The organism is Pirellulales bacterium (assembly GCA_019694455.1).
Taxonomy (GTDB): domain Bacteria; phylum Planctomycetota; class Planctomycetia; order Pirellulales; family JAEUIK01; genus JAIBBY01.
The window spans coordinates 49332-70303 of record JAIBBY010000010.1; the positions used below are offsets into that span (position 1 = coordinate 49332).

The window sequence follows — 20972 nt, forward strand, 5'->3', positions numbered from 1 at the left end:
TTTGATATCCACTCAAATCGCTTGCCTCCGAAAGGAAAGCAATTTGCGATTTAGTACATGTCGTGGTCGCCGCCGTGGCCGGCGCCCTTCTTACCTTCCTTGGGCTTCTCGGCGATCAAGGCATCGCTGGTCAAGAGCAGCGTGGAGACGCTGGCCGCGTTTTGCAGCGCGGTGCGGGTGACCTTGGTGGGGTCGATGATGCCCGCCTTGACCAGGTCCTCGTACTTGTCGGTGGCGGCGTTGTAGCCAACGTTGCCTTCTTTCTCCAGCACGCGCTCGCAGACGATGCTGCCGTCTTGGCCGGCGTTCTGCGAGATCTGCGTGAGCGGAGCGCGGCACGCCCGCAACACAATGTTGAAGCCGACTTCCTCGCCTTGCGAAATGTTCTTGGGCTTCAGGCCGCTGGTGGCGCGGAGCAGCGCGACACCACCGCCGGGCAAGATGCCTTCTTCCACCGCTGCGCGGGTGGCGTGCAAGGCGTCTTCGACGCGGGCCTTCTTCTCCTTCATCTCGCTTTCGGTCGCGGCGCCGACGTTGATCTTGGCCACGCCGCCGGAGAGCTTGGCGAGTCGCTCTTCGAGCTTTTCGCGATCGTAATCGCTGGTCGAGCCTTCGATCTCGCGGCGAATCTGCTCGATGCGGGCCTTGATGTCGGCGCTCTTGCCGGCGCCTTCGATGACGGTGGTGTTGTCCTTGTCGACAATCACCTTCTTGGCGCGGCCGAGGTCGGTGATCTTGAGGCTCTCGAGCTTGATGCCGAGGCTCTCAAAGACCGCGGTGGCGCCGGTGAGAATGGCGATGTCTTCCATCATGGCCTTGCGGCGATCACCGTAGCCCGGCGCCTTGACGGCGACGCACTTGAAGGTGCCGCGCAGCTTGTTGATGACGAGCGTGGCCAGGGCCTCGCCCTCGACCTCTTCGGCGACGATCAGCAGCGGACGGCCCGCGTTGACCACGGCCTCTAGCACCGGCACCAACTCTTTGACGTTGGAGATCTTCTTTTCGAACACCAGGATATAGGGGTCATCGAGGACCGCCTCCATCTTGGTGGGGTCGGTGATGAAGTAAGGCGACAGATAGCCGCGATCGAACTGCATGCCCTCGACCCATTCGACCTCGGTCTTGAGGCTCTTGCCTTCGTCGACGGTGATGACGCCGTCTTTGCCGACCTTCTCCATGGCCTCGGCCAATAGGTTGCCGATTTCCATGTCGTTGTTGCTGGCCACGGCGGCGACTTGCGCCATTTCCTTGCGGCTCTTGATGGTGATCGAGGCCTTGTGGAGGCGCTCGGTGATGTCGGCCACGGCCTTTTCGATGCCGAGCTTGAGTTGGATCGGGTTCACGCCCGCCACGACCGCCTTGAGCCCTTCGTTGAAGATGGCTTCGGCGAGCACGGTGGCGGTGGTGGTGCCGTCGCCGGCGACGTCGCTGGTCTTGGAGGCGACCTCACGGACCATACGGGCGCCCATGTTCTCGTAGACGTCCTCGACGTCGATTTCCTTGGCCACGGTGACGCCGTCCTTAGTGACGGTCGGCGAGCCAAAGCTCTTTTGCAAAATCACGTTGCGGCCGCGGGGACCGAGGGTCACCTTGACGGCGCGGGCCAGTTTGGAAACGCCGCGGCGCATCGCCTCGCGGGCTTCCTGGTCGAAAGCAATCATCTTTGCCATGCGTGGAATCTCCTTCGCAATGTCTCAATGGCGGTGTATGGAGGGAACCGGCCGCGCGGGGCGCGGCGCACGGTGGTTACAAGCGGCGGTTAGTCGATGACGGCCAGGATATCGTCTTCGCGCATCAGCAGCAGTTCTTGCTCGCCGATCTTGAAGGTCTCGCCGGCGTAGGAGCTAAACAGCACGCGCTCGCCCACCTTGACCTGAATCTTGTTGCGCTGGCCATTGTCGAGCAGGCGGCCATCGCCGACGGCGACGATCTTGCCGCGGGCGGGCTTGTTTTTGGCGCTATCGGGCAGCACGATGCCGCCGGCGGTGCGCTCTTCGGCCTCCTCGCGCTGGATGACCACACGGTCGCCGAGCGGCTGGAGCTTGGGCTGGGTCGATTTGCGAGCTTTGGACGCGGTCGCGGTCGACATGACTCGGTATCCTCCGGAATTCGCTTATCAGAGAGTTGTGGTGAAAGTCGGGGTGTGGGCCGGGGGCCTGCCAAAATAGGCGCACCTTCCGGCGCGGCGGTGTAGAACGCAAGCGGCGCGCCCAGTGGCGGCCCTCTGTCTGCAGTAGCGCCACAAGAGGCGAATAGGCAAAGACTTGTGTAGAATCGCAGCGATTGGTCGGCGGATGGACCGCGAACCGCCGCCGGCCGGGCGTGTCATTTTGGCAGGTGAGGCGTAGGGCGCTTTCCAGTTGCGGCACGCGTACCGTTGTGCGGCCTCCTGCTTAAGCAGTGGCCTTTTTCGCGGCCTTCTTGGGCGCTGCCTACTTTTTGGTGGGCTTGGCGGTCTTCGTCGCGCCGGCCTTTTCGGCGGCCGGCAAGCGGGTGGCGGCGATCGGCGTCAGTTTTCTCACTTTGGGTGACGCGCCTCAGCGTTCAATTACTCACGGTCGCATGCGCTACACAAGGTGGATCCACCGGCGCCACGTGGACGGAGTTGGGCGGACCGTCGGGATAATTGGTTTCATAGAAGGTTGGCGGCTCATAGGTCCACCCTTGTCGCAGGCGTTGTTCCTCTTGCTGAATCCGGCGGTGGAGCTTGCGGCCGATGATCGGCGCCGCCCGCCGCGCCGGCTCTCCACATTCGGCATAGAGCTCGTTGAGGACGGTGGTGATTTCTGCCGCCTGGCGCGTATCGTCGCGATACCACTGGCGACAAGCCCAAAGCACGCCCGCGTATTGCATGGGGAGATTCGCGGCCTCATAGGCGAATCGAGCGCGCACGCGCTCGTCTGGGTGGTGTTGGAAGCGCTTCCAGGCGCGGAGCGTCGTGCGCACGATACGCACGACACTGGGGCCGTTCACCTCGAAGTCGCGATGAAATGCCCGCAACAAGAGTTCGGTCTCTTGCCCCTGTGGAATATGAGGATGGCGATAGTTGAATTGTAATTGGCCGTGGATATCTGCCACGGAGTAGTCGGCCACCGAGAGCAGCTTGCCCTGCGACGCGAGCTCCGAAAAGAGGGGCGTGCCGGGGATCGGCGTATACAGCATGAATTGGTGGAATTCGGTGGCGTGCTGCACGGCGTGGTCGATTGCGGCGTCGATGTTTTCGAGCGTGTGCTCTTCCAATCCGATGATGGTCGACCCGAGGACCCGTATGCCATGTTCGCGAAGCTGGCGCACCAAGGCGAGCGTGTCGGTCCCTGCGAGCTTTTTGTACTGCGAGCCTTTTCCTTCCAACCCCATCCAAACCCACGAGACGCCCAATCGCACAAGCTGGTCCATCGTGTACTTCTGCAAGACATTGGCCGAGCTGAAGACGAAGATCGACCAGGGCTTGTGATGCTTCTCCATCAGCTCCAAGAGTTGCAGGCTGCGCTTGGTGTTGACGAGAAAATTTTCGTCCATGACGAAGAACGATTGAATCGTCAGATTCTGCTCCAGTTGACACATGACCTCGAACAGGTCGGACCCGCTGCGATAGAACTCGATCGAACGTCCTTTGCCGCCAAACATGGCGGACGTCGAGCAAAAGTTGCAGCCCATCGGACAACCCACCGACGGAATGAGCGTAGCGCAGGCGTCGCCAGGATGATTCCGCAGGGTCACACCCAGGATGCGCGACCCGATATTGCCGGCGACTTGCGGATGACGAATGGGCGCGTCGGGATCCTCACCGAGGTATTCGCGCATCCAGCGCACGCCGTCCGATCTGACGACGTGGTCGCAATCGCAATACTGTTTCAAGTCGGGAAAGTTGGCGAGATGCCCGCCGATCAGAATGGTGGCGTGGGGCAGGTGCTTGCGGATCAAGCGGCACATCCGCCGGACTTTGATCAGGTTGGTTTGAATGGAGCTGATGCCCACAATGTCGTAGGGCTGCGTTTGAATCTCCTCCACAAAGCGTTCTTGTGTGGGAAAGTCCAACAATGTGACCGGGGCCCGCAGATTAGCCTGAATCAACATCAGCCCCCACGACCGATTGAACGTTCGCAGCGAGAAGGCATGCTGCACCCGCGTGACCTGATTGTGGTACAGCTCCATCGGATTGATGTAGCGACTGCCATATGCGTCGTCCTGCGCGTACGGCCCAAACACACTGGTCAGCAGTACGCGAGCCCGCGACCCGTGTGGATGGCGTGGCGATCCGGTGGGCCGTGATTCGTTCGCGATTGGATCGGGGGCGGCTGTGTGCGACACGAGACAAGACCTCCGCGGGACCAGCGACCGACGGCCAAGCATTGACGCGACGCGCCGCTCCATTCGACGTGCGACGAATGGAGCTGAAGCGACGCAATCAAGACTCGATCAGGATTATAGCCGCGGCGAGAAACGCGCCCTATCGCGGTTTCGGAGTTGATAGCAGTCGAGAACCACTGCGCCGGGCGATCGAATTTGATGGCGCTGGGATGGGAAAAGGACGCGCTGCTTCCTCTGGCATTTGCACACCAAGCGCCAGCCGCGCAAGCGCAACGGCCGCCGGTGCTAACCGCCGACGATCCCGGCGGCGCCCCGCGCCGCTCCGTAAATGAGAACAGCAACTACGACCGACGCGCAACGACGACGCAAGAACCGACACCGGTTCGGGGCGCTGCCGCTCGTTTAGACGGCGGCCTTTTTCGTGACCTTCTTGGGGGCCGCTTTCTTCTTGGCGGGCTTGGTCGCGCCAGCCTTTTCGGCGGCCTTTGCGCGGGTGGCGGCGTTCTTCTTGGTGCGCAGGCGCTTGCGGCGTGCGTTGGCGGTGCTCTTGTGGGCGCCCATGATGTGCGTCTCCTCGATGCCTACGGTGTGATGTGTGGTTGTGCGGCGAAAGCAGCCAGTTCGGCAGCGATGAAGATACGCTTTGCGCCCCGCTTCACGCCAGGGGTGGAGGGAAGCCGATAGGAGGCCGGGGAGAAGGTTCAGAAATCGACTTTAGCTACAACTCGGCGAAGTTTTTGAGCAGCTTCAGCCCGTCGGCCTGGCTCTTTTCGGGATGGAACTGCGTGGCGTAGAGGTTGTCGCGCCAGATCATGGCGGTGAATGGCTCGGGATAGCGAGCCTCGGCGGCGATGATGTCGCGGTCGCGCGGCGCCACATAGTAGGAATGCACAAAGTAGAAATAGCTGCCGTCGGCGATGTCCGCCAAGATCGGTGGGCGACTGCGCAGCTCAATCTGGTTCCAGCCCATGTGCGGCACCTTGCACTCGGCGGGGACTTCAAAGCGGCGGACCTCGCCGGGCACGATGCCGAGCCCCGCATGCTCGCCCCCCTCGTAGCTCTTGTCGAACAGCAGTTGCAGCCCCAGGCAGATGCCAAGAAACGGCCGGCCGGCGGCGATCGACTCTTTAACCGCGTCGTCCAGCCCGCGTGCGCAAAGCTCGCGCATGGCGTCGCCCATGGCGCCGACGCCGGGCAGAATCACCTTATCGGCGCGGGCGATCGTCTCGGGTCGGTCGCTGATTTCGGCGGCGTGGCCCACCTTTTCAAACGCTTTTTGCACGCTGCGAAGGTTGCCCATCCCGTAGTCGATAATGGCGATCATGCGTGCGGTGCGGCAGGTGGTGAGCGTGAGTGGTGGAGAGCACGAAACGGCAGAGGCAGGGACAGCAGCGGGGCCGGGCGGGTTCGCCGATTATAGCCCAAGCGCGGGCAGCGCGCAGGAGGAGCAAGGCGATCGCTAGTTGCGGCCGACCTGCTCTGGATAGACCACCAGCTCGACGCGGCGATTGCGCTCTTTGCCGGCGGGGGTGGCGTTGGAGACGACCGGATGATTCGAGCCGTGGCCGACGACGAACAACTGATCGGCGCGAAAGCCGCCACGAACCGTCATATAGTCGTACACCGCCATCGCTTGGCCGACCGAGAGCTGATGGTTGTTTTGCCACTGGCTGGTTTGCACCGGATCGCTGTCGGTGAAGCCCTCGACGCCAATGACCTGACCGGCGTAGATCCGCTTGAGTTCGGCCGACACCTGATCGAGCAGCGGGCTGGCCTCGGGCAGCAGCCGCGCGCCGCCGGGCACGAAGAGCCGCGTGCCGGGAAGCTCGATACGGACGACGTCGCCATCGCGGCGGACGTTGAGCCCCGCCACGACAATGTCGGGAAGTTGGGCCTTGAAGCTGTTGTTGGCGGTGATTTGCGCGCTGCCGCGGCTGCGAATCGAGGCCTGGAGCGCCTTGTGCTTGTCGTTGAACTCTTCTGACAGGTCGCGCGCTTGCGCCAACTGCGACGAGGTGGCGGTGAGTTGCTCGCGCATCACCGTCACCTGGTCTTCGAACAGACGCACCTGCTGTTGGCTTTGCGCCAGCAAGCGTTCGAGCTCTTGATTGTCGTTGTCGAGCGTGGTGGCGCGGGTTTGCAGTTCGCGGTTTTGCTGCGAGATGGCCAGTTGCTGCTGTTGCAGCGACTGAATCTGGCTCTGCATCATCATCGGGTTCTGTGTGCAGCCGCTGGCCGCCAGCGCCGCCAGCGCGCAGAGACAGCCGGCGAATCTGGAGCGAGCAGGTTGGCGGCCCGCGATGTTCATCAGTGGCCCGGTGCGAGCAGGGGTGGCGGCGCTTGGGGGCGCCGCAGGCTGCGCAGAAAACAGTGGCGCGGCGGGATGGTAGCCAGGGGGAACCGCCGCGACAAGGCGAGCTTGAACCTCAGTCGGCCGCGACTGCCAGCAAGCTGGCGCCAATCGCCGGCGCCGGGCGCGGATAGTGGCCGTAGAACCGCTTGATGTAGTGCCGCCGCCAGCCGTTCTCCAAGTGCGGCTCCCAGCCCCAGCGGTGGAGCAACCGGGCGGAGATGCGCAGGTTAGTGACTTCTGTCACGATGGCGTCGATTCGCTTTATTTCAGCAATGCGATCGAGCACGAGCGTTGCCCGCCGAAAGGTGGCGAAGCTGGCGCCACGATGCGAAACGATGTATTTGAGCGCCAGGTAGTTGGGGCAGCGCCGCGGTTGATTGTAGTAGAGCCAACAGCGGTCGCCGGCGCGGCGCGCGTGCGCCGCTCGGCCCCACAGCAGCGCCTCGGCCAGTGAGACCTGTTTGGGAAGCCAGCGCGGGGTGACGCTCACCAATCGCCCATTGGCCACCTCGATGACGCCATGCCCGCGCGCGGCCAGGCGCGGCGACAGGGGGTCGAGATCGGTGATGGTCTGAGTGGAGGGCATGCGTTTTGGCGTCTTGCGGGCCATGCTAGGAAAGCATAGCTTTTCCGTGGCGAGCGGATCGCCGAGAAACTCGCCCCGAGTAACACTTTGAGGAGCGCGGCGCGTGCTGTTTCGATTGGTGCATTATCTGCCGACGGCGCACCTGGCCCTGGCCGCGCTGGCATGGTTGGGGGCCGCCTGGGTGATGGGCGCCGCGCTGGTGGAGACGCCGCATCACGGAGTCGACCACCTGGGCACCATGGGCGCCATTGGCCGCTGGTTGACGGTGCTCTATCTGGGCTTGGCGGGCGTGCTGCAGTATCGGCTCAGTCGCTACGGCCATCGCATCTTGGCGCAACCGGGGCGGATGTGGATTGCGCTGGTCGCGGAGCAACTGTTGCTGCTTGTGATCTTGTGCGCGGTGCTGCTGCGGGGGCCAACCTCGCGCATGTATCTGGCGGGGCTTCATCACGCGGTGGCGGTGCTCTTGGTGGTGGCGGCGCTGACGCTCTTGCTGGCGGCGATCGACCGGTTGGCCGCGTGGAGCGTGGCGCGCACGGCGCCAGAGATTAAGGGCGAGGTGGAATCGAGCGGAACGCGACTCAGCGCGTCGTTCGTGATCAGCGCGGCGCTGCTGTTCTTGTTGATCGGCTTTTTGGAAACGCAGCCATTGCCGCACTCGGAGGCGCCGCAGTCGAGCGAGGCGCCGCCGCTGGAGGCGGTGCCAGCCGGCGCCGAGTAGCCCACTAGAGCGCTTTGCGAATGCGCCGGCGATACCGGCCCCGCATCGGCGGCGGGGCTGGCTTGGCCGGTTCTTCGGGCTGGCCGTCTGGGGGGGGCGATTGCTGGCCATTGCCGTGGGCGCTGGCGGCGGGTTTCTTTTGATCGGTGTCGAAGCCTTTGATCTCGGCGCGCTTGAGCAGGCGATTGATGCGCATCTCAATGCGCGTCAACTCGTTGCCTTGCTCGGGGGTGACAAAGCTATAGGCCACTCCCTCACGCCCCATACGGCCTGTGCGTCCCACGCGATGCACGTAGTCGTCGCAGAACTCTGGCAGGTCGTAGTTGATGATGTGCGAGATGCTGCTGACGTCGATACCGCGCCCCACGACGTCGGTGGCGATGAGATAGCGCACGCCGTTCTCGCGAAACTGGGTCATCACGCGATCGCGCGCGCGTTGCGGCAGGTCGCCATGGATGCAGCCCACGTTGTCGAACTTCTTTTTCAGATTGTGGTGCACTCGATCGGTGCCGCGCTTGGTGCGGCAGAAGATGATCGCCTGGTGCGGCTCTTCGCGATCCAACAGTTTGACGAGCAGTTCGAACTTGCGCTCGGGATCGATTGTGAAGTAATACTGATCGATCGTCTCGACCGACATGTCGTTGGTCGAGCAATCGAGCTTTTCGTATTCGCCCATGTAGCGGGCCGCGAGTCGCTCGACCGGCGGCGGCACCGTGGCGCTGAGCAGCAGGGTTTGCCGCTCGCGCGGGCAGCGGCGCAAGATTTTTTCGATATCGGGCCGAAAGCCGATGTCGAGCATGCGATCGGCCTCGTCGAGCACCACGACGTTCAGACGCTCCAGCGTCAGCGTGCCGCGCGCGATGTGGTCGAGCACACGGCCGGGGGTGCCCACGATGACCTCGGCGCCGCGGCGGAGCTTTTCGATCTGGCTGCGAATGGGTTTGCCGCCGTAGAGGGCGACGGTGTTGACGCGCCGGCCATGCGAGAGCTTGGCGAACTCGTCGCGGACCTGCACCGCCAGTTCGCGGGTGGGGACCAGAATCAGGGCCTGCGGGTCGGACGATTCTTTGCGCGGGCGCAAGCGCTCGAGCACGGGGATGACGAAGGCAGCGGTCTTGCCGGTGCCGGTGCGCGCCTGGCCGAGCACGTCGCCGCCGGTAAGCGCCAGCGGAATCAAACTGGCCTGAATTGGCGTGGGGCTAAAATACTGGGCCTGTTCGAGCGCGGCGAGGGTAACGTCGGACAGGCCGAGGGTGGTGAAGTCGGCGGTGTCGGCGTCGGCGGGCGCCGCAGCAGTTGATTGGGGCGTGGCGGAAGGGGGCGTGGGCTCGGACCTCAAGGGTTCACCAGCAAGAAAAGGCGGAAAAAAGAGGGCAGGGATTTGTGCAGCCGATTGTAGCAGATTGCCAAGCCATCGACCGTAACAGGTGTACAGCGTACGGTCAACGGCGCGAGCTTTGACCAGCAACGCGGGGGCTAGCGAGCGCGGTTTGGCTCGGGCGCGGCCAGCCAACCGTGCCGGGTCATCCACTGGATGCACAGCGCCGGCCAGGTGGAAAAGGCGGGATCGACTTTGCCAAGTCCCAGGCCGTGGCGGCCAAACTCGTAGATGTGCATCTCGGCGGGCACGCCCGCCTTACGCAGCGCGAGATAAAAGAGGACGCTGTTCTCGGCTGGCACCGGCTTGTCTTCGTTGGTGTGGACCAAGAAGCAGGGGGGCGTTTCGGCCGTTACTTGTCGCTCGTTGGAGAGGCTTTCCAAGAGCTTGGCGTCTGGCGCGTCGCCGAGCAGATTCTTGAGCGAGCCGGCGTGGGCGTATTCGGTGGCTAGCGCGATCACCGGATACAGAAGCACCGCAAAGTCGGGTCGGCAGCTTTGCCGGTCGATGGGGTCCTGGGCGTCGCTCTGTCCGCGATCGAAATGGGTGGCTGCGGTTGAGGCGAGATGCCCACCGGCGGAGAAGCCGAGGATGCCGATCTTGTCGGGATCGATTTCCAGCTCGCTAGCCTGGGCGCGGACGATTCGGATGGCGCGCTGGGCGTCGCTCAGGGGCGCGGGATGATGGTAGCGCGGGCCGAGCCGATACTTGAGCACGCAGGCGGTGACGCCGTGGGCGTTGAGCCAGTCGGCGATCTGTTGGCCTTCGTGGTCCATCGCCAGACCGGAGTAGCCGCCCCCCGGACAGACCACAATCGCAGCCCGCTGCCGACCTTCAGCCGGCGGCTGGTAAATGGCGAGCGTGGGCCGGTCGACTTCTTCCGCAGCGACCGCGCCGGGCGCCCCTTGCGGCCAGACGAGCAGCGTCTCTGGGTCCGCGGCGCGGCAGGGGGTAGAAAGCGCAAATAGAATCGATATTGCAAACGCGGTTCGCATAGCGGTCCACTGAATTCGAGGACGCCAATGCACAGGCGGCTGAAGCACTACCATTGACTCAACTCTGCAAAGAACGCGTCAAACGACATCACCTTGGCGGCCTGCGCGTTCAATCCCAACAAGGCAGCGGCGTCTTTGGCCAGCGAGCGTTGCTTGGTTTGATAGAGGGCCAAAAGTTCGTCATGGATTGCCTGTTGTCGCTCTTCGTCGCTCATTTCCGACTCGCCGCCGCCCATCGCCATCAGCCCTGACCCGCCCGTGGGCCAAGTGGTGTAGTCCAGGTGAAAGCGATCCGCCCATATCGAATAGTCAGCGCCATCCACATAGGAGTCGCCATTCCAGTCGCCTTCGCCGAATCCCCCCGACTGTTGATAGTGATCAGACCAAAGGGTGTAATCCGCGCCGTTTACCACATTGTCTCGGTTGCCGTCGCCCGGCAGGACGGTCATGCGGAACACGAAATTGCCGCCGGGCGTCCCGTTGCCTGAAGGGAAAACGCTCGTGCCCGTATCGGTGAGCGAAGACGGGTTCGACCATTCGCCATCGAGCGCCACGCCATTGGGATTGCGCACCCGTCGATCAATGTCCATACGATCTGGTCGTATAAATAAGGGCGTTGGTTTTGCGTCGGCACCAGCGTCCAGACGCCAGTGTTCGTAGCCGCGTCCCATACAAAGTTGGTGCTAGAGTAAAATCGACTAGCGAAGCCCCCTCCGCCCTGCCCATGGATCGAAATATCGGAGATCGGGTTGATGGTCACGTCGAGCGGCGTGTTGAAAGTAATCGAAAGCGTGTCCATGCCGCCAACGGGGACGGTACGAATCTGTTCGCCGCTGCCTGCCGGCACCGAATAGGTGTTGGTAAGCACGCCGTCGACGTTGTTGCTGACTTTGACCGCGATGACCTGCGGCACAAGATAGACCTTGGTGAACGCGCTCATTTCCGAGGTGTTGGTGCCCTGCACCGTCAGCGCGGCGATTTCATCGCCGGGTTTGAGTTGATTTTCCGCCGTGCCGTTCGCAAACGTCTCCGACCAAACAGTTCCGGTGTTGTTCGTGGAGCCAATCTGAATGATTCTGCCATCCGCCAATTTCTTGTAGATCAAGATTTGAGCGCTGCCGATGATCGGCACTGTCCCGCGCACCGTCCAGGTGTTGCCCGACATCGTGAATCCGGCCACATCGACTTCGGGATGGTTCAACAGCCCATTGATGGTCGAGCCGACGTTTGCGGGTAGGTTGGCGGTCGGCCCCTCATACGGATGCCAGCTATTGGTCTTCTGAACAGAGTCTCCCAGGTCGATCGGAATGCCGACAGGATCGCCATCGGGCTCGTAGAGCAGCTTGAAGCTGTTGTTGGTGATCGAAATCTGATCGCCCGCCGCGTAGGGGTTTGCGGCAACGATGGGCTCGTACTTCAGCGCGACCTGATCGAAGCCGCCATAATACGACATTCCCGGACCGCGCAGCGTGCCCGTGAGGAAACCGTTGTTCCAAATGCGATTGTTGGTGACCGACCAGTTCTTCGACTGTTGATTCGCAGCGCTGAAGCCGTCGAAATAGATGCCGTGTTGGCCATTGCCGAGATTGGGCGCCTCGGCGGCGTTGGTGCCGATGTAGTTGCCTGAGATGATTTGCGTGCCGACGCCCCCAATTGCGTTGGCGCCAACGTAAATGCCGCTAGATTGATTGGCGTAAATCTGATTGTTCTGAATCTCCCAGCGAGCTACGCCATCCAGTTTAATACCCGCCGCTCCATTCATCACGGCGGCGCCGTTGTCATGAATCACATTGTTCGCGAAGCGGAAATAGGATGGCACCGAATCCGTGGTGGCGGCCGAGATACCGCCTGCGGCGAAACCGCTGATTTCCAGCGAGTCTACGACGCTCACGCCGTACACAGAATTGGTCGTTGAAAAACGAATCGCGTAGCTCGGCGGCGTGGCTCCGCCAATGATTTGCACGTTGATGTTGGCGCCGCTCCTGCTAGCTTTGCCAAGAATGCTTGTGGTTGACGTGATAGCTGGTTGCGTGAATCCGCTGAAATTCAACGTGATTGCCGTCCCAAGCTGCGTATCATCGAAACCGATCTCGTCGTATCCGGGCCGCAAATTAGCCTGATTTACGCACCATGCCAATGTCCCAACTTGGTTGACATTCCCACCGGTATGAGAGACCCAGAAGGTGGGAGTCAACACTTCTCGGCGTTCGAGCATCTCAATGCGCGACACGTGCAGCCGTTTCGAGTCCATCATCAACGGGATTTCTCAAGTCAATTGCGGCGATGCTATGAAGGAACAAACATGGTAACGATAAGCGATTGGCAATCAACACGGTACACCTATTGGGCCACTCGTAAACCGCCGATATGATTCTGCCGTTGTAGAAGCGCTCGCCGAATTGGAGAAGCAAAAGTGAATCTGCGTCGACTATCGGTCGCAATTGCGGGCGCTCTAACCCTCCAATCTGCGATCGCGAGTGCCGCCGAGTACCGCATCACCGATCTTGGCGCTGTAGACGATGGACTTATCGAGGCAGCCGCGATCAACGACATGGGCGCGGTTGTCGGTCGAATTTCAGTTTCGGGCAACGATGGCTACGAACATGCGTTTCATTATCAACACGGAGCGCGTACCAGTCTTGTGCCGCCGGGGGCCTTCACCAGCAGCGCGTACGCCATCAATCAATTGGGCGTGACGGTCGGGTCGTATTCGGCGATACCGGGCACAAGCACCGTTTTCCTTTGGGATGCAATCACAGGATTTCGCGACCTGCCATTGGATCGTCCTTTTGTGCCCCAATCTATCACCAACACCGGATGGATTGCCGGCGTCGGTCATCGCCGGGCGTACCTTTATTCTCCTGAGTCCGGGTTGCAAGAAATTGGCGACGACTACGACGGCTTCAACGCGGCATATGGCATCAACGAGTTGGAACAGGTCGTTGGCACCGTTGGTTCATCAAGCGAGCAATCCAACGCATTTTTCTACCAGGATGGCGAACTGACGATCCTCGACCCCTCATCAACTTCGGGTGCTGCCTACAAGATTAATGAGTACGGGCAGGTCGTTGGCGTATCAGGAAGCCACGGTTTTCTTTGGAGCGAAAACGAGGGTCTGCTTGATTTGGGCACGTTAGGCGGCGACGGCAGCACCGCTCTGGGAATCAACGATGCGGGCACAGTTGTTGGGGTTTCGCAAACGATTCCCGGCGAATTCGAAGTTCGTGCTTTTGTGTATGATTCGACACGAGGCATGAAGCAGCTCGACGAATTGCTTCCGTCAGATTCCGGCTGGCAACTCTTGTACGCCAACGACATCAACAGCAAGGGGCAAATCGTAGGCTGGGGGCTGCGCAACGGAGCAAGCCGTGGCTTTCTGCTCACCCCGATCCCCGAGCCGGCGGCGATGGCCCTGGCGCTGGCTGGCCTGGGCGCGCTATTGATCTTCGCGCGACGAGGCCGTTAACAGGCCAGAGCACTGTTGGTTGTCTAGGGTAACAACCTACTGGAGCATTCTTCGCCCGCGCTTACTTCCATAGCGAGTCGATCAACTCGACCGTTTTGTTCACCAGGGCTTTGCCCCCCGCGGGGCCGACGAGGCTGCTCTGGACGATCGCGCTGTAGCCGCCCCCTTGCACGGCCCGCGCCGTTGGCAAATAGGTGCCCGGCCCTGCCAACTGGATGACAAAGGTCTGCATCGCCGGGCTGCGGGCCTTGATCTGAATGCCGTAGTCGTTGAACAACTCAAACGGATTGGTGGCGATGGCGACATCTCCCAATCGCAGCACGTGCAATTCGATCTGGTATGTGGGCCGCTCTTTTTGGTTCTCGAAGCGGTCGACCACGCGCTGATGCCAGACGCGCTCGGTGTGGCGCTTAGGATCGTCGCCGATGCTGGCCAGCGTCGCTTTCACATTCAGGTATTCTTCCTGGGTGACTTGGCGCACCGGCAAGGCAACTTGTTCGACGTGGTGAACCAGCGGCGCCTCCGTGTGGATCTCTTGTTTGGCGCCGGCGTAGGCTTCGTCCCAGGCCGCGATGATGCGCTGGGCGATCTCCTCCAGGCGGTTGAGGCCGCGCAGCTTTTGCATGCGCTCTTCGGCCCGATCGCGAAACATGAGATGGGGCGATTGGTCGCCGGCGGCGCCGATCCAGGCCAAGACATGCAGGTCTTTGGAAAAGCGCTTTTGCAGCGATTCTCGAACCGGATGCCAAAAGTCGGCGTTGACCGCCGAGAGTCCTTCGACCTCTTGCGCGGGGCAGGCGAGATTGATCGCGGTGGCGGTTAGCTCGCCGTCGCTGTTCCAGAAGAACAGCACCTCGACCCCATGGTCGGCGTGCCCTTCGATTCCTTGAAAGGTGGCGACTTCGGTCGCTCCGTACATCTCGGCATGGCCGTCGTCGTACCAGGCGCGGCGGTTGTGGGCGACGACCGCGTGCCCCAGTCCCCAAGCGACCTTGCCCGGCTGACGGTGGGTCCAGGCCCGCGCCGCAACATCGGCCAACTGCTGGATGAGAAACTGTCGGTACTCGTTGACCGGCATGACTCCTTGCTCCGGGATGGCGTAGAGCGTTTCATCCGTGACAGGCGCCGTGTGGGTATGCGTGGCGCTGAGGATCAGCTTTTGCAGGTCGAAGCCGGCCAGGCGCTCGCGCGCGGCGTCGCGGACGCCTTCGGCGATTCCTTCGTCGATGGCCGCCAGATCGCAGGAGACAAAAATGGCCTGATCGAGCGCCGTGTCCGCCTGCTTCGATTCGAGGGCCAGCGCGGTGGCGGTGCAGGGGGCTTGCACCTGTTGCGAGATGCGCGTGTGCATCTGCCCGGAAAGGGCGACGGGCCGATCGGGGGTGATGCTGGTGCTCGCGCTGCCGACCATTAGTTGGGGCGACGGCGCCGACAGCGCCTGCCGAGTCCCTCCGACGGACAATAGAGCCATTGCCAGGGCCAGCAGGATTGCGGTGCTCGATCCAATGTGTCGCATGCGTTTATTCTCCAATTGGGCGCGTGCGATTGAACTATCGCCCCGCCGCGAAGTCGCGCATGTAGTCGGCCAACAACGCCACCCCTTCGCGCGGCATGGCGTTGTAGATCGACGCCCGGATGCCGCCGACCGAGCGATGCCCCTTGAGTTGATACAGTCCCTTTGACTCGGCGCCCTTAAGGAATGTCTTCTCCGCGTCGGCGTCGGGCAGGCGGAAGGTCACGTTCATCAGGCTGCGGCAATCTTGATGGGCATGCCCCTGGTAGAAGCCGCCGCTGCCGTCGATCGCGTCGTAAAGCAGCTTCGCTTTCTCGCGATTGAGTTCTTCCATTCGCGCCAGGCCCCCCACGTCGTTCAAGAGCCAGCGCGTGACCAGCATCACCACATAGATGCCAAACACCGGCGGCGTGTTGAACAGCGAGTTGTTTTCGGCCATCACCGCGAAGCTCAAGATGCCCGGCAGGTTACTGGGGGAGCGGGCCAACAAGTCTTCGCGGACGATGGCGACAGTGACTCCGGCCGGGCCAGCGTTCTTTTGGGCGCAGGCGTAGATCATTCCGTACTGATCGACCGGCATGGGTCGGCAGAGAAAATCGCTCGACGCGTCGCAAATAATCGGCGCTTTGCCCGCGGCGCCGGCAAATGGGGGCGCGGCCGCGAACTGCACCCCTTGAATCGTCTCGTTCGACGTGGTGTGGATGTAGGCCGCCTGGGGGCTGAAGTCGATGTCGGTCGCCGCGGGCAGGTGGTCGTACTTGCTGGCGGCGCCATCCCAGGCCGCACGGGCTGGGCCTTCGAGCTTAGCGTCTGCCAGGGCCTTTTTGCCCCACGTGCCGGTGACGACATAGTCTGCCGGCAGTTTCTGGCCGCGCAGAAAATTCATGGCGATCATCGAGAACTGCAGCAGCGATCCCCCTTGGAGAAAGAGGATTTTGTAGTTTGCCGGAATCGCCAGAAGCGTGCGGAGGTTGTCTTGCGTCTCTTGCAAGATGCGTTCGAACGGCGGTGAGCGATGGCTGATTTCGAGCACCGACATGCCGACGCCGGGCAGTGCCAGCAGGTCGCGCTGGGCCGCTTCGAGCACGCTAACGGGGAGCACCGCGGGGCCGGGAGAGAAATTGTAGACGCGCTCTGCCATGATAGGATCGCAACCAAGGTGGGAGACGAAAGGGGAGGGACAACCGCCGCCGATTTTAGAGTTTTTGGCCAGCGGCCACTAGGACCGATCGGCAGCAGTCGTGGGTCAGGCGATTTGATGAACCATTACCAGGTTGTGCCCAGAGACGCGCGTTTGCGTGCCGCTGACGACCACTAGACGATCTCCCGAGTCGAGCAGTTGCCGCTGTCGGCCCCAGGCCACGACCTGCTCGATCAATTCGGCGGCGCCACCGTCGCCAAGCCCTGGCAGCGGAATGATGCCCCAGTAGAGGCACATCTGCCGCAGCGTGCCGCGCAACTCGCTGACGCCGACCGCCGGGACGATGTTGCGCTGCTTGGCCAAGGCCAAGGCGGTGGCGCCAGAGTGGCTAGCGACCACCAAGAGCCGCGCGTCGAGCTGATGGGCCATAATGCTGGCGCCATGCACCACGGCCTCGGTGACGGGGTGCAGGCCTTCGGCGGCTTCGCTCTCGGTGTAGACGTGGTCTTGATGCGAGAGGCTGCTTTCGGTGACGACGGCAATGCGGTTCATCATTTCGACCGCTTCGACGGGATACTTGCCGATGGCCGTCTCGCCGCTGAGCATGCAGGCGTCGGCGCCATCGAGGATGGCGTTGGCCACGTCGCTGGCCTCGGCGCGCGTGGGGCGCGAGGAGACCTGCATGCTGTCGAGCATTTGCGTGGCGGTGATGACCGGCTTTTGCAGGCGCCGGCAGGCGGCGATGATCTCCTTTTGCACCAGCGGGACGCGGGCGATGTCGATCTCGACCCCCAGATCGCCGCGCGCGATCATCACGCCGCCGGCCGCGCGAATGATCGCATCCAGATGGGCAAGCGCTTCGGGCTTTTCGATCTTAGCGATGGTGCGGGCCGACGATTGATGCTCGCGCAGCAACTGTTTGAGTTGTTCGATGTCTTGCGGCGCGCGGACAAAACTGAGGCCGACGAAATCGACTTCTTGCCGCGCCGCCCAGATGGCGTGCGCGCGATCGTCGGGCGTCATGGCGGGGGTGCTCAGTTTGACGCATGGCAGGTTCACCCCTTGCCGACTGCGGATCAGGCCGGGTTGCGTCACGCGGCAGATGGCGGAGTTGGGCGCGCGGGCGATGACCCGCATGCCGACGGAGCCATCGGCGATCATGACACGATCGTTGACATCGAGTTCGTCGACCAGCTTTTCGTAGCTGGTGACCAGTTCGCCCGGCTGATCGGACGCTGCGCCGCGGACGAAGCGATATTCTTCGCCTTGGCGACATTCGATCTTGCCGCCGGGCAACTCGCCCAGGCGAATCTTGGGACCAGAGAGATCGACCAGCACGGCGACGGGGCGGCCGCGCTCTGCGGAGAGGGCGCGGATGGCGGCGATCGCCGCGCCATGCGAATCGAGCGTGCCATGCGCCATGTTGAGCCGAAAGACATCGACGCCGGCGTCGATCAGGCGGCCCAGCGCCAACGGATCTGAACAGGCGGGGCCCACCGTGGCCACGATCTTGGTGCGCGCCTTGCCGGGGCGACCTTCCGCTTCGCTAATTGCCATCATGCAGTACCCTCGCGCGAGTCCGTTGACGCGACGACCGCGCCAGAGTGACAATTCGCCCGGGCGCGCCGTGCGCCCCTGTTATCGCAGCGCGCCAATCGAACAGGCAACCGCATGCACGAGCCAGGCGACGAATTGAAGATTGCAGCCGCCGCGGTGGCGCCGCGCCGCCGTTGGCGACCGGCCACGTTACTGGTGGGCATCGCGCTAGGGATATTGCTGGGATTGGCGGGGGTGCTGGCCGTGGTGGTGACTATGGCTCAGGGGGGCGCGCCGCCGTTGACGCAGGCCGCGCTCGAGGCGGCGCGCGCTCGCTGGAGCAAGAACGGGCCAGCCAGTTATGCGCTTGATTTGGAGATTTCGGGCGCCCGCGCGGGCCGGGTGCATGTGGAGGTGCGCGACGGACGCGTGACGCGGATGACGCGCGATGGCCGCGCGCCGAGCCAGCGACGCACCTGGGAGTATTGGAGCGTGCCGAATCAGTTCGCGACATTGGCGCAAGACATGCGATCGGCGGAGTCGCCGCGCAGCGCGTTCGGGGTCGATTCACCCGAGCAGGTGCTGCTGCGGGCGCGGTTTGACCCGCGCTATGGCTATCCGGCGGAATATCAGCGCACGGTGCTGGGCGCCGATCTGGACGTGGGTTGGCGGATTACCCACTTTGAAGTGGTCTCGCCGTAGAGAAATTGGAAAACCGCTTGGCGGGGCAGTACACTGGCGACGCGCGGGCTGCGGATTTGTATAGTCTCATCCGCGGACCGCCCCAGCCAAACTTCCCGCCTTTATCACCCGCTGCGAGAGTTGCGATGTCTCGATCTTCGGTTAGTCGTCGTCGTTTCGTTCAGACCGGCGCTGGTTTGTTTGCCGCCGGCCTGTTGGGGCCACAAGGATTCACCACGCCATTGGCGCGCGCCTTGGAGCCGAAGTCGAAGAACGACCGGCTGGTGCTGGGAGCGATTGGCGTGGGGGGGCAAGGGTCGTCGATCGCCGATCAGTCGCGGCGGTTTGGCGACATTGTGGCGGTGTGCGATGTCGACCTGGGACGCGCCGAGGAGGCCAAGGCCAAGTTTGGCGGCAAGGCCGAGGTGTATCAAGACTTTCGCAAGTTGCTCGATCGCAAAGACATCGACGCGGTGACCATCGGCACGCCCGACCATTGGCACACCGCCGTCTGCCTGGCGGCCTTGCGCAGCGGGCGCGACGTGTATTGTGAAAAGCCGCTGACCTTGACCATCGACGAAGGCAAGATTTTGGTGCGCACGGTCAAGGACACGGGCAAGATCTTGCAGGTGGGGACGCAGCAGCGCAGTGACGAGCGGTTTCGCACGGCCTGCGAGCTGGTCCGCAATGGCCGCATTGGCAAGCTGAAGAAGGTGACGGTCACGCTGCCCGACTCGCCCGCCGGTGGCCCGTTCGCCAACAAACCGACGCCGCCGCAATTGGATTGGGACATGTGGCTCGGTCAGGCGCCGCTGGTGGAGTATTGCCCCGAGCGCTGCCATTACCAGTTTCGTTGGTGGTATGAGTACTCAGGCGGCATCATGACCGACTGGGGGGCGCATCATATGGATATCGCGCACTGGGGAATGGGCATGGAGAACAGCGGCCCGCTGACGATCGAAAGCAAGGCCAACTTGCCGCATATCGAGAACGGCTACAACACGCCGAACCAGTTCACCATCGACATGCTGTATCCCGACGACGTGCAACTGCATGTCAATATCGGGGACAACGGCGTGCTGTTCGAAGGGGACAAGAGCCGCGTGTATGTGAACCGCGGGCGGATCACCGGCAAGCCGTACGAAGAACTGGCCACAAACCCGCTGCCCGACGATCGCGCGGTGAAGTTGCACGCGAGCGACGATCACATGGCCGACTTTGTGAACAGCGTGCGCACGCGGCAGCAGCCAGTATCGGACGTGGTGAGTCAGCACCGGTCGGTGAGCGCGTGCCACCTGGCGAACATCTCGATGCGGCTGGGGCGCAAGCTCAATTGGGACCCGGCCAAGGAAGAGTTTGTGGACGACAGCGAGGCCAACTCGATGTTGTCGCGGCCGCAACGGGCGCCGTACACCATCGAGGGATAAGTGACACAGCCCGCGCACGACACCGACCGGCGGCGCGCCGCACATGGCTGATTTTTGGCGCGACAAGACGGCTCTGGTCACCGGTGGCTCGTCTGGCTTTGGCTTGGCGCTGGCCCAGGCGCTGGCGCGGCACGGCGCGCGCGTGGTCATCGCCGCGCGGGGCGCTGAGGCGCTGGAGCGGGTCGCCGATGAGCTGCAGCGGTTAGGCGCCAAGGCGCTGGCCGTGCCAACCGACGTCACCCGCCAGGAACAGGTCGAACGGCTGGTCGAGCGCGCTGTCGGCGAGTTTGGCGGACTTGATCTATTGATCAACAACGCCGGACGCTCGGCCCGGGGGCGGGTGTTGGAGACGACGCCCGAGGAGTTTCAGGCGGCGTGGGACTTGAACTTCCTTTCGGTGGTACGGATGACGCGCGCCGCGGCGCCACACCTGCTGAAGTCGCGTGGGTATCTGGTGAACATCGGGTCTTTGGCCGGCAAGTCGGCGGCGGCCTGGCTAGGGGCGTATCCGCCGGCGAAGTTCGCGGTGAGCGCCTATACGCAGCAGCTTCGGCTGGAAATGTCGGCCGACGGATTGCATGTGCTACTGGTATGCCCTGGCCCCATCGCGGGGGGCGGAGAGGGGCGATACAGCAAGGAGGTGATGGACCGGTTGCCCGAGAGCGCCCGCCGACCGGGGGGGGGCGTGGCGGTGCGGGCGATCGATCCGGCCTGGCTGGCAGAGCGCACGCTGTTGGCCTGCCAGCGGCGGGAGATCGAGTTGGTCGTGCCGCGGAAGGCGCGGATTCTGTTTGTGGCGTCGCAAGCATCGGCTCGGCTGGGGGATTGGTTGGTGCGTAAGACGACCGGCAGCGGGACTTAGCT

At 62.8% G+C, this 20972-nt stretch carries 19 protein-coding genes; 5 read left to right on the forward strand and 14 right to left on the reverse strand.

The genetic code is table 11. The features are described 5' to 3' along the window. Positions 1-50 precede the first annotated feature (50 nt). From groL to K1X71_06205, 7 genes are all read right to left on the reverse strand, one after another. The gene (gene groL / locus K1X71_06175; GenBank protein MBX7072717.1) at positions 51-1670 is read right to left on the reverse strand and encodes a chaperonin GroEL; all 1620 of its coding nucleotides are present in this window, start codon (positions 1668-1670) and stop codon (positions 51-53) included. An 89-nt stretch (positions 1671-1759) separates the two neighbouring features. Next, a complete protein-coding gene (groES, locus tag K1X71_06180) occupies positions 1760-2089 on the reverse strand; it encodes a co-chaperone GroES (GenBank protein MBX7072718.1) in 330 nt (109 codons plus the stop codon). A 455-nt stretch (positions 2090-2544) separates the two neighbouring features. Then, on the reverse strand, positions 2545-4311 hold the full coding sequence (locus K1X71_06185; protein MBX7072719.1) for a cobalamin-dependent protein: 1767 nt from the start codon (positions 4309-4311) through the stop codon (positions 2545-2547). A 402-nt stretch (positions 4312-4713) separates the two neighbouring features. Next, entirely contained in the window at positions 4714-4872 is a 159-nt protein-coding gene (locus K1X71_06190) for a hypothetical protein (GenBank protein MBX7072720.1), read from the reverse strand. 157 nt (positions 4873-5029) lie between these two features. Next, entirely contained in the window at positions 5030-5635 is a 606-nt protein-coding gene (gene hisH, locus K1X71_06195) for an imidazole glycerol phosphate synthase subunit HisH (protein ID MBX7072721.1), read from the reverse strand. Positions 5636-5770: 135 nt separating this feature from the next. After that, the gene (locus K1X71_06200; GenBank protein ID MBX7072722.1) at positions 5771-6619 is read right to left on the reverse strand and encodes an OmpA family protein; all 849 of its coding nucleotides are present in this window, start codon (positions 6617-6619) and stop codon (positions 5771-5773) included. A gap of 118 nt (positions 6620-6737) precedes the next feature. Next, positions 6738-7250, reverse strand: a complete 513-nt coding sequence (locus K1X71_06205) for a hypothetical protein (protein ID MBX7072723.1) — start codon at positions 7248-7250, stop codon at positions 6738-6740. Between the two features lie 103 nt (positions 7251-7353). On the opposite strand from K1X71_06205, the gene K1X71_06210 reads away from it, so the two are divergent. After that, complete coding sequence (locus tag K1X71_06210; GenBank protein MBX7072724.1) at positions 7354-7971, forward strand: hypothetical protein; 618 nt, start codon at positions 7354-7356, stop codon at positions 7969-7971. A gap of 4 nt (positions 7972-7975) precedes the next feature. On the opposite strand, the gene K1X71_06215 is transcribed toward K1X71_06210, so the two are convergent. The 4 genes from K1X71_06215 to K1X71_06230 form a co-directional block, all read right to left on the reverse strand. After that, the gene (locus tag K1X71_06215; GenBank protein MBX7072725.1) at positions 7976-9217 is read right to left on the reverse strand and encodes a DEAD/DEAH box helicase; all 1242 of its coding nucleotides are present in this window, start codon (positions 9215-9217) and stop codon (positions 7976-7978) included. A gap of 230 nt (positions 9218-9447) precedes the next feature. Beyond that, positions 9448-10344: an alpha/beta hydrolase gene (locus K1X71_06220; protein ID MBX7072726.1), complete on the reverse strand. Its 897-nt coding sequence runs from the start codon at positions 10342-10344 to the stop codon at positions 9448-9450. Positions 10345-10391: 47 nt separating this feature from the next. Further along, on the reverse strand, positions 10392-10793 hold the full coding sequence (locus K1X71_06225) for a hypothetical protein (protein MBX7072727.1): 402 nt from the start codon (positions 10791-10793) through the stop codon (positions 10392-10394). Beyond that, positions 10790-12598 carry a right-handed parallel beta-helix repeat-containing protein gene (locus tag K1X71_06230; GenBank protein ID MBX7072728.1) on the reverse strand — a complete coding sequence of 603 codons (1809 nt, stop codon included), beginning with the start codon at positions 12596-12598 and terminating at the stop codon, positions 10790-10792. Before K1X71_06230 ends, K1X71_06225 begins: the two co-directional genes overlap by 4 nt. 159 nt (positions 12599-12757) lie before the next feature. On the opposite strand from K1X71_06230, the gene K1X71_06235 reads away from it, so the two are divergent. Continuing rightward, complete coding sequence (locus tag K1X71_06235) at positions 12758-13810, forward strand: DUF3466 family protein (GenBank protein MBX7072729.1); 1053 nt, start codon at positions 12758-12760, stop codon at positions 13808-13810. Positions 13811-13871: 61 nt separating this feature from the next. Here the strand turns inward: K1X71_06235 and K1X71_06240 are convergent, their stop codons facing one another. The 3 genes from K1X71_06240 to pyk all read right to left on the reverse strand — a co-directional run bounded on the left by K1X71_06240 (position 13872) and on the right by pyk (position 18021). Next, positions 13872-15326 carry a hypothetical protein gene (locus K1X71_06240; protein MBX7072730.1) on the reverse strand — a complete coding sequence of 485 codons (1455 nt, stop codon included), beginning with the start codon at positions 15324-15326 and terminating at the stop codon, positions 13872-13874. 34 nt (positions 15327-15360) lie between these two features. After that, entirely contained in the window at positions 15361-16464 is a 1104-nt protein-coding gene (gene serC / locus K1X71_06245) for a 3-phosphoserine/phosphohydroxythreonine transaminase (protein ID MBX7072731.1), read from the reverse strand. 105 nt (positions 16465-16569) lie between these two features. After that, entirely contained in the window at positions 16570-18021 is a 1452-nt protein-coding gene (gene pyk / locus K1X71_06250; protein ID MBX7072732.1) for a pyruvate kinase, read from the reverse strand. Positions 18022-18135: 114 nt separating this feature from the next. Here pyk and K1X71_06255 point away from each other — a divergent pair, with 114 nt between their 5' ends. The 3 genes from K1X71_06255 (at position 18136) to K1X71_06265 (ending at position 20970) form a co-directional block, all read left to right on the forward strand. Then, positions 18136-18702, forward strand: coding sequence for a hypothetical protein (locus K1X71_06255; protein ID MBX7072733.1), 567 nt, complete (start codon positions 18136-18138; stop codon positions 18700-18702). Positions 18703-18827: 125 nt separating this feature from the next. Next, the gene (locus K1X71_06260) at positions 18828-20108 is read left to right on the forward strand and encodes a Gfo/Idh/MocA family oxidoreductase (protein ID MBX7072734.1); all 1281 of its coding nucleotides are present in this window, start codon (positions 18828-18830) and stop codon (positions 20106-20108) included. 43 nt (positions 20109-20151) lie between these two features. Further along, positions 20152-20970 (forward strand): SDR family oxidoreductase, encoded by an 819-nt coding sequence (locus K1X71_06265; protein MBX7072735.1) that lies wholly within the window; start codon positions 20152-20154, stop codon positions 20968-20970. The last annotated feature ends 2 nt before the right edge of the window (positions 20971-20972 follow it).

Excerpts from the sequence above, each read along its gene's own strand:
- groL (MBX7072717.1), bottom strand. The coding sequence starts at position 1,670 with ATGGCAAAGATGATTGCTTTCGACCAGGAAGCCCGCGAGGCGATGCGC.
- groES (MBX7072718.1), bottom strand. The coding sequence starts at position 2,089 with ATGTCGACCGCGACCGCGTCCAAAGCTCGCAAATCGACCCAGCCCAAG.
- K1X71_06190 (MBX7072720.1), bottom strand. The coding sequence starts at position 4,872 with ATGGGCGCCCACAAGAGCACCGCCAACGCACGCCGCAAGCGCCTGCGC.
- hisH (MBX7072721.1), bottom strand. The coding sequence starts at position 5,635 with ATGATCGCCATTATCGACTACGGGATGGGCAACCTTCGCAGCGTGCAA.
- K1X71_06200 (MBX7072722.1), bottom strand. The coding sequence starts at position 6,619 with ATGAACATCGCGGGCCGCCAACCTGCTCGCTCCAGATTCGCCGGCTGT.
- K1X71_06205 (MBX7072723.1), bottom strand. The coding sequence starts at position 7,250 with ATGCCCTCCACTCAGACCATCACCGATCTCGACCCCCTGTCGCCGCGC.
- K1X71_06220 (MBX7072726.1), bottom strand. The coding sequence starts at position 10,344 with ATGCGAACCGCGTTTGCAATATCGATTCTATTTGCGCTTTCTACCCCC.
- K1X71_06225 (MBX7072727.1), bottom strand. The coding sequence starts at position 10,793 with ATGACCGTCCTGCCGGGCGACGGCAACCGAGACAATGTGGTAAACGGC.
- K1X71_06230 (MBX7072728.1), bottom strand. The coding sequence starts at position 12,598 with ATGATGGACTCGAAACGGCTGCACGTGTCGCGCATTGAGATGCTCGAA.
- K1X71_06240 (MBX7072730.1), bottom strand. The coding sequence starts at position 15,326 with ATGCGACACATTGGATCGAGCACCGCAATCCTGCTGGCCCTGGCAATG.
- serC (MBX7072731.1), bottom strand. The coding sequence starts at position 16,464 with ATGGCAGAGCGCGTCTACAATTTCTCTCCCGGCCCCGCGGTGCTCCCC.
- pyk (MBX7072732.1), bottom strand. The coding sequence starts at position 18,021 with ATGGCAATTAGCGAAGCGGAAGGTCGCCCCGGCAAGGCGCGCACCAAG.
- K1X71_06255 (MBX7072733.1), top strand. The coding sequence starts at position 18,136 with ATGCACGAGCCAGGCGACGAATTGAAGATTGCAGCCGCCGCGGTGGCG.
- K1X71_06260 (MBX7072734.1), top strand. The coding sequence starts at position 18,828 with ATGTCTCGATCTTCGGTTAGTCGTCGTCGTTTCGTTCAGACCGGCGCT.
- K1X71_06265 (MBX7072735.1), top strand. The coding sequence starts at position 20,152 with ATGGCTGATTTTTGGCGCGACAAGACGGCTCTGGTCACCGGTGGCTCG.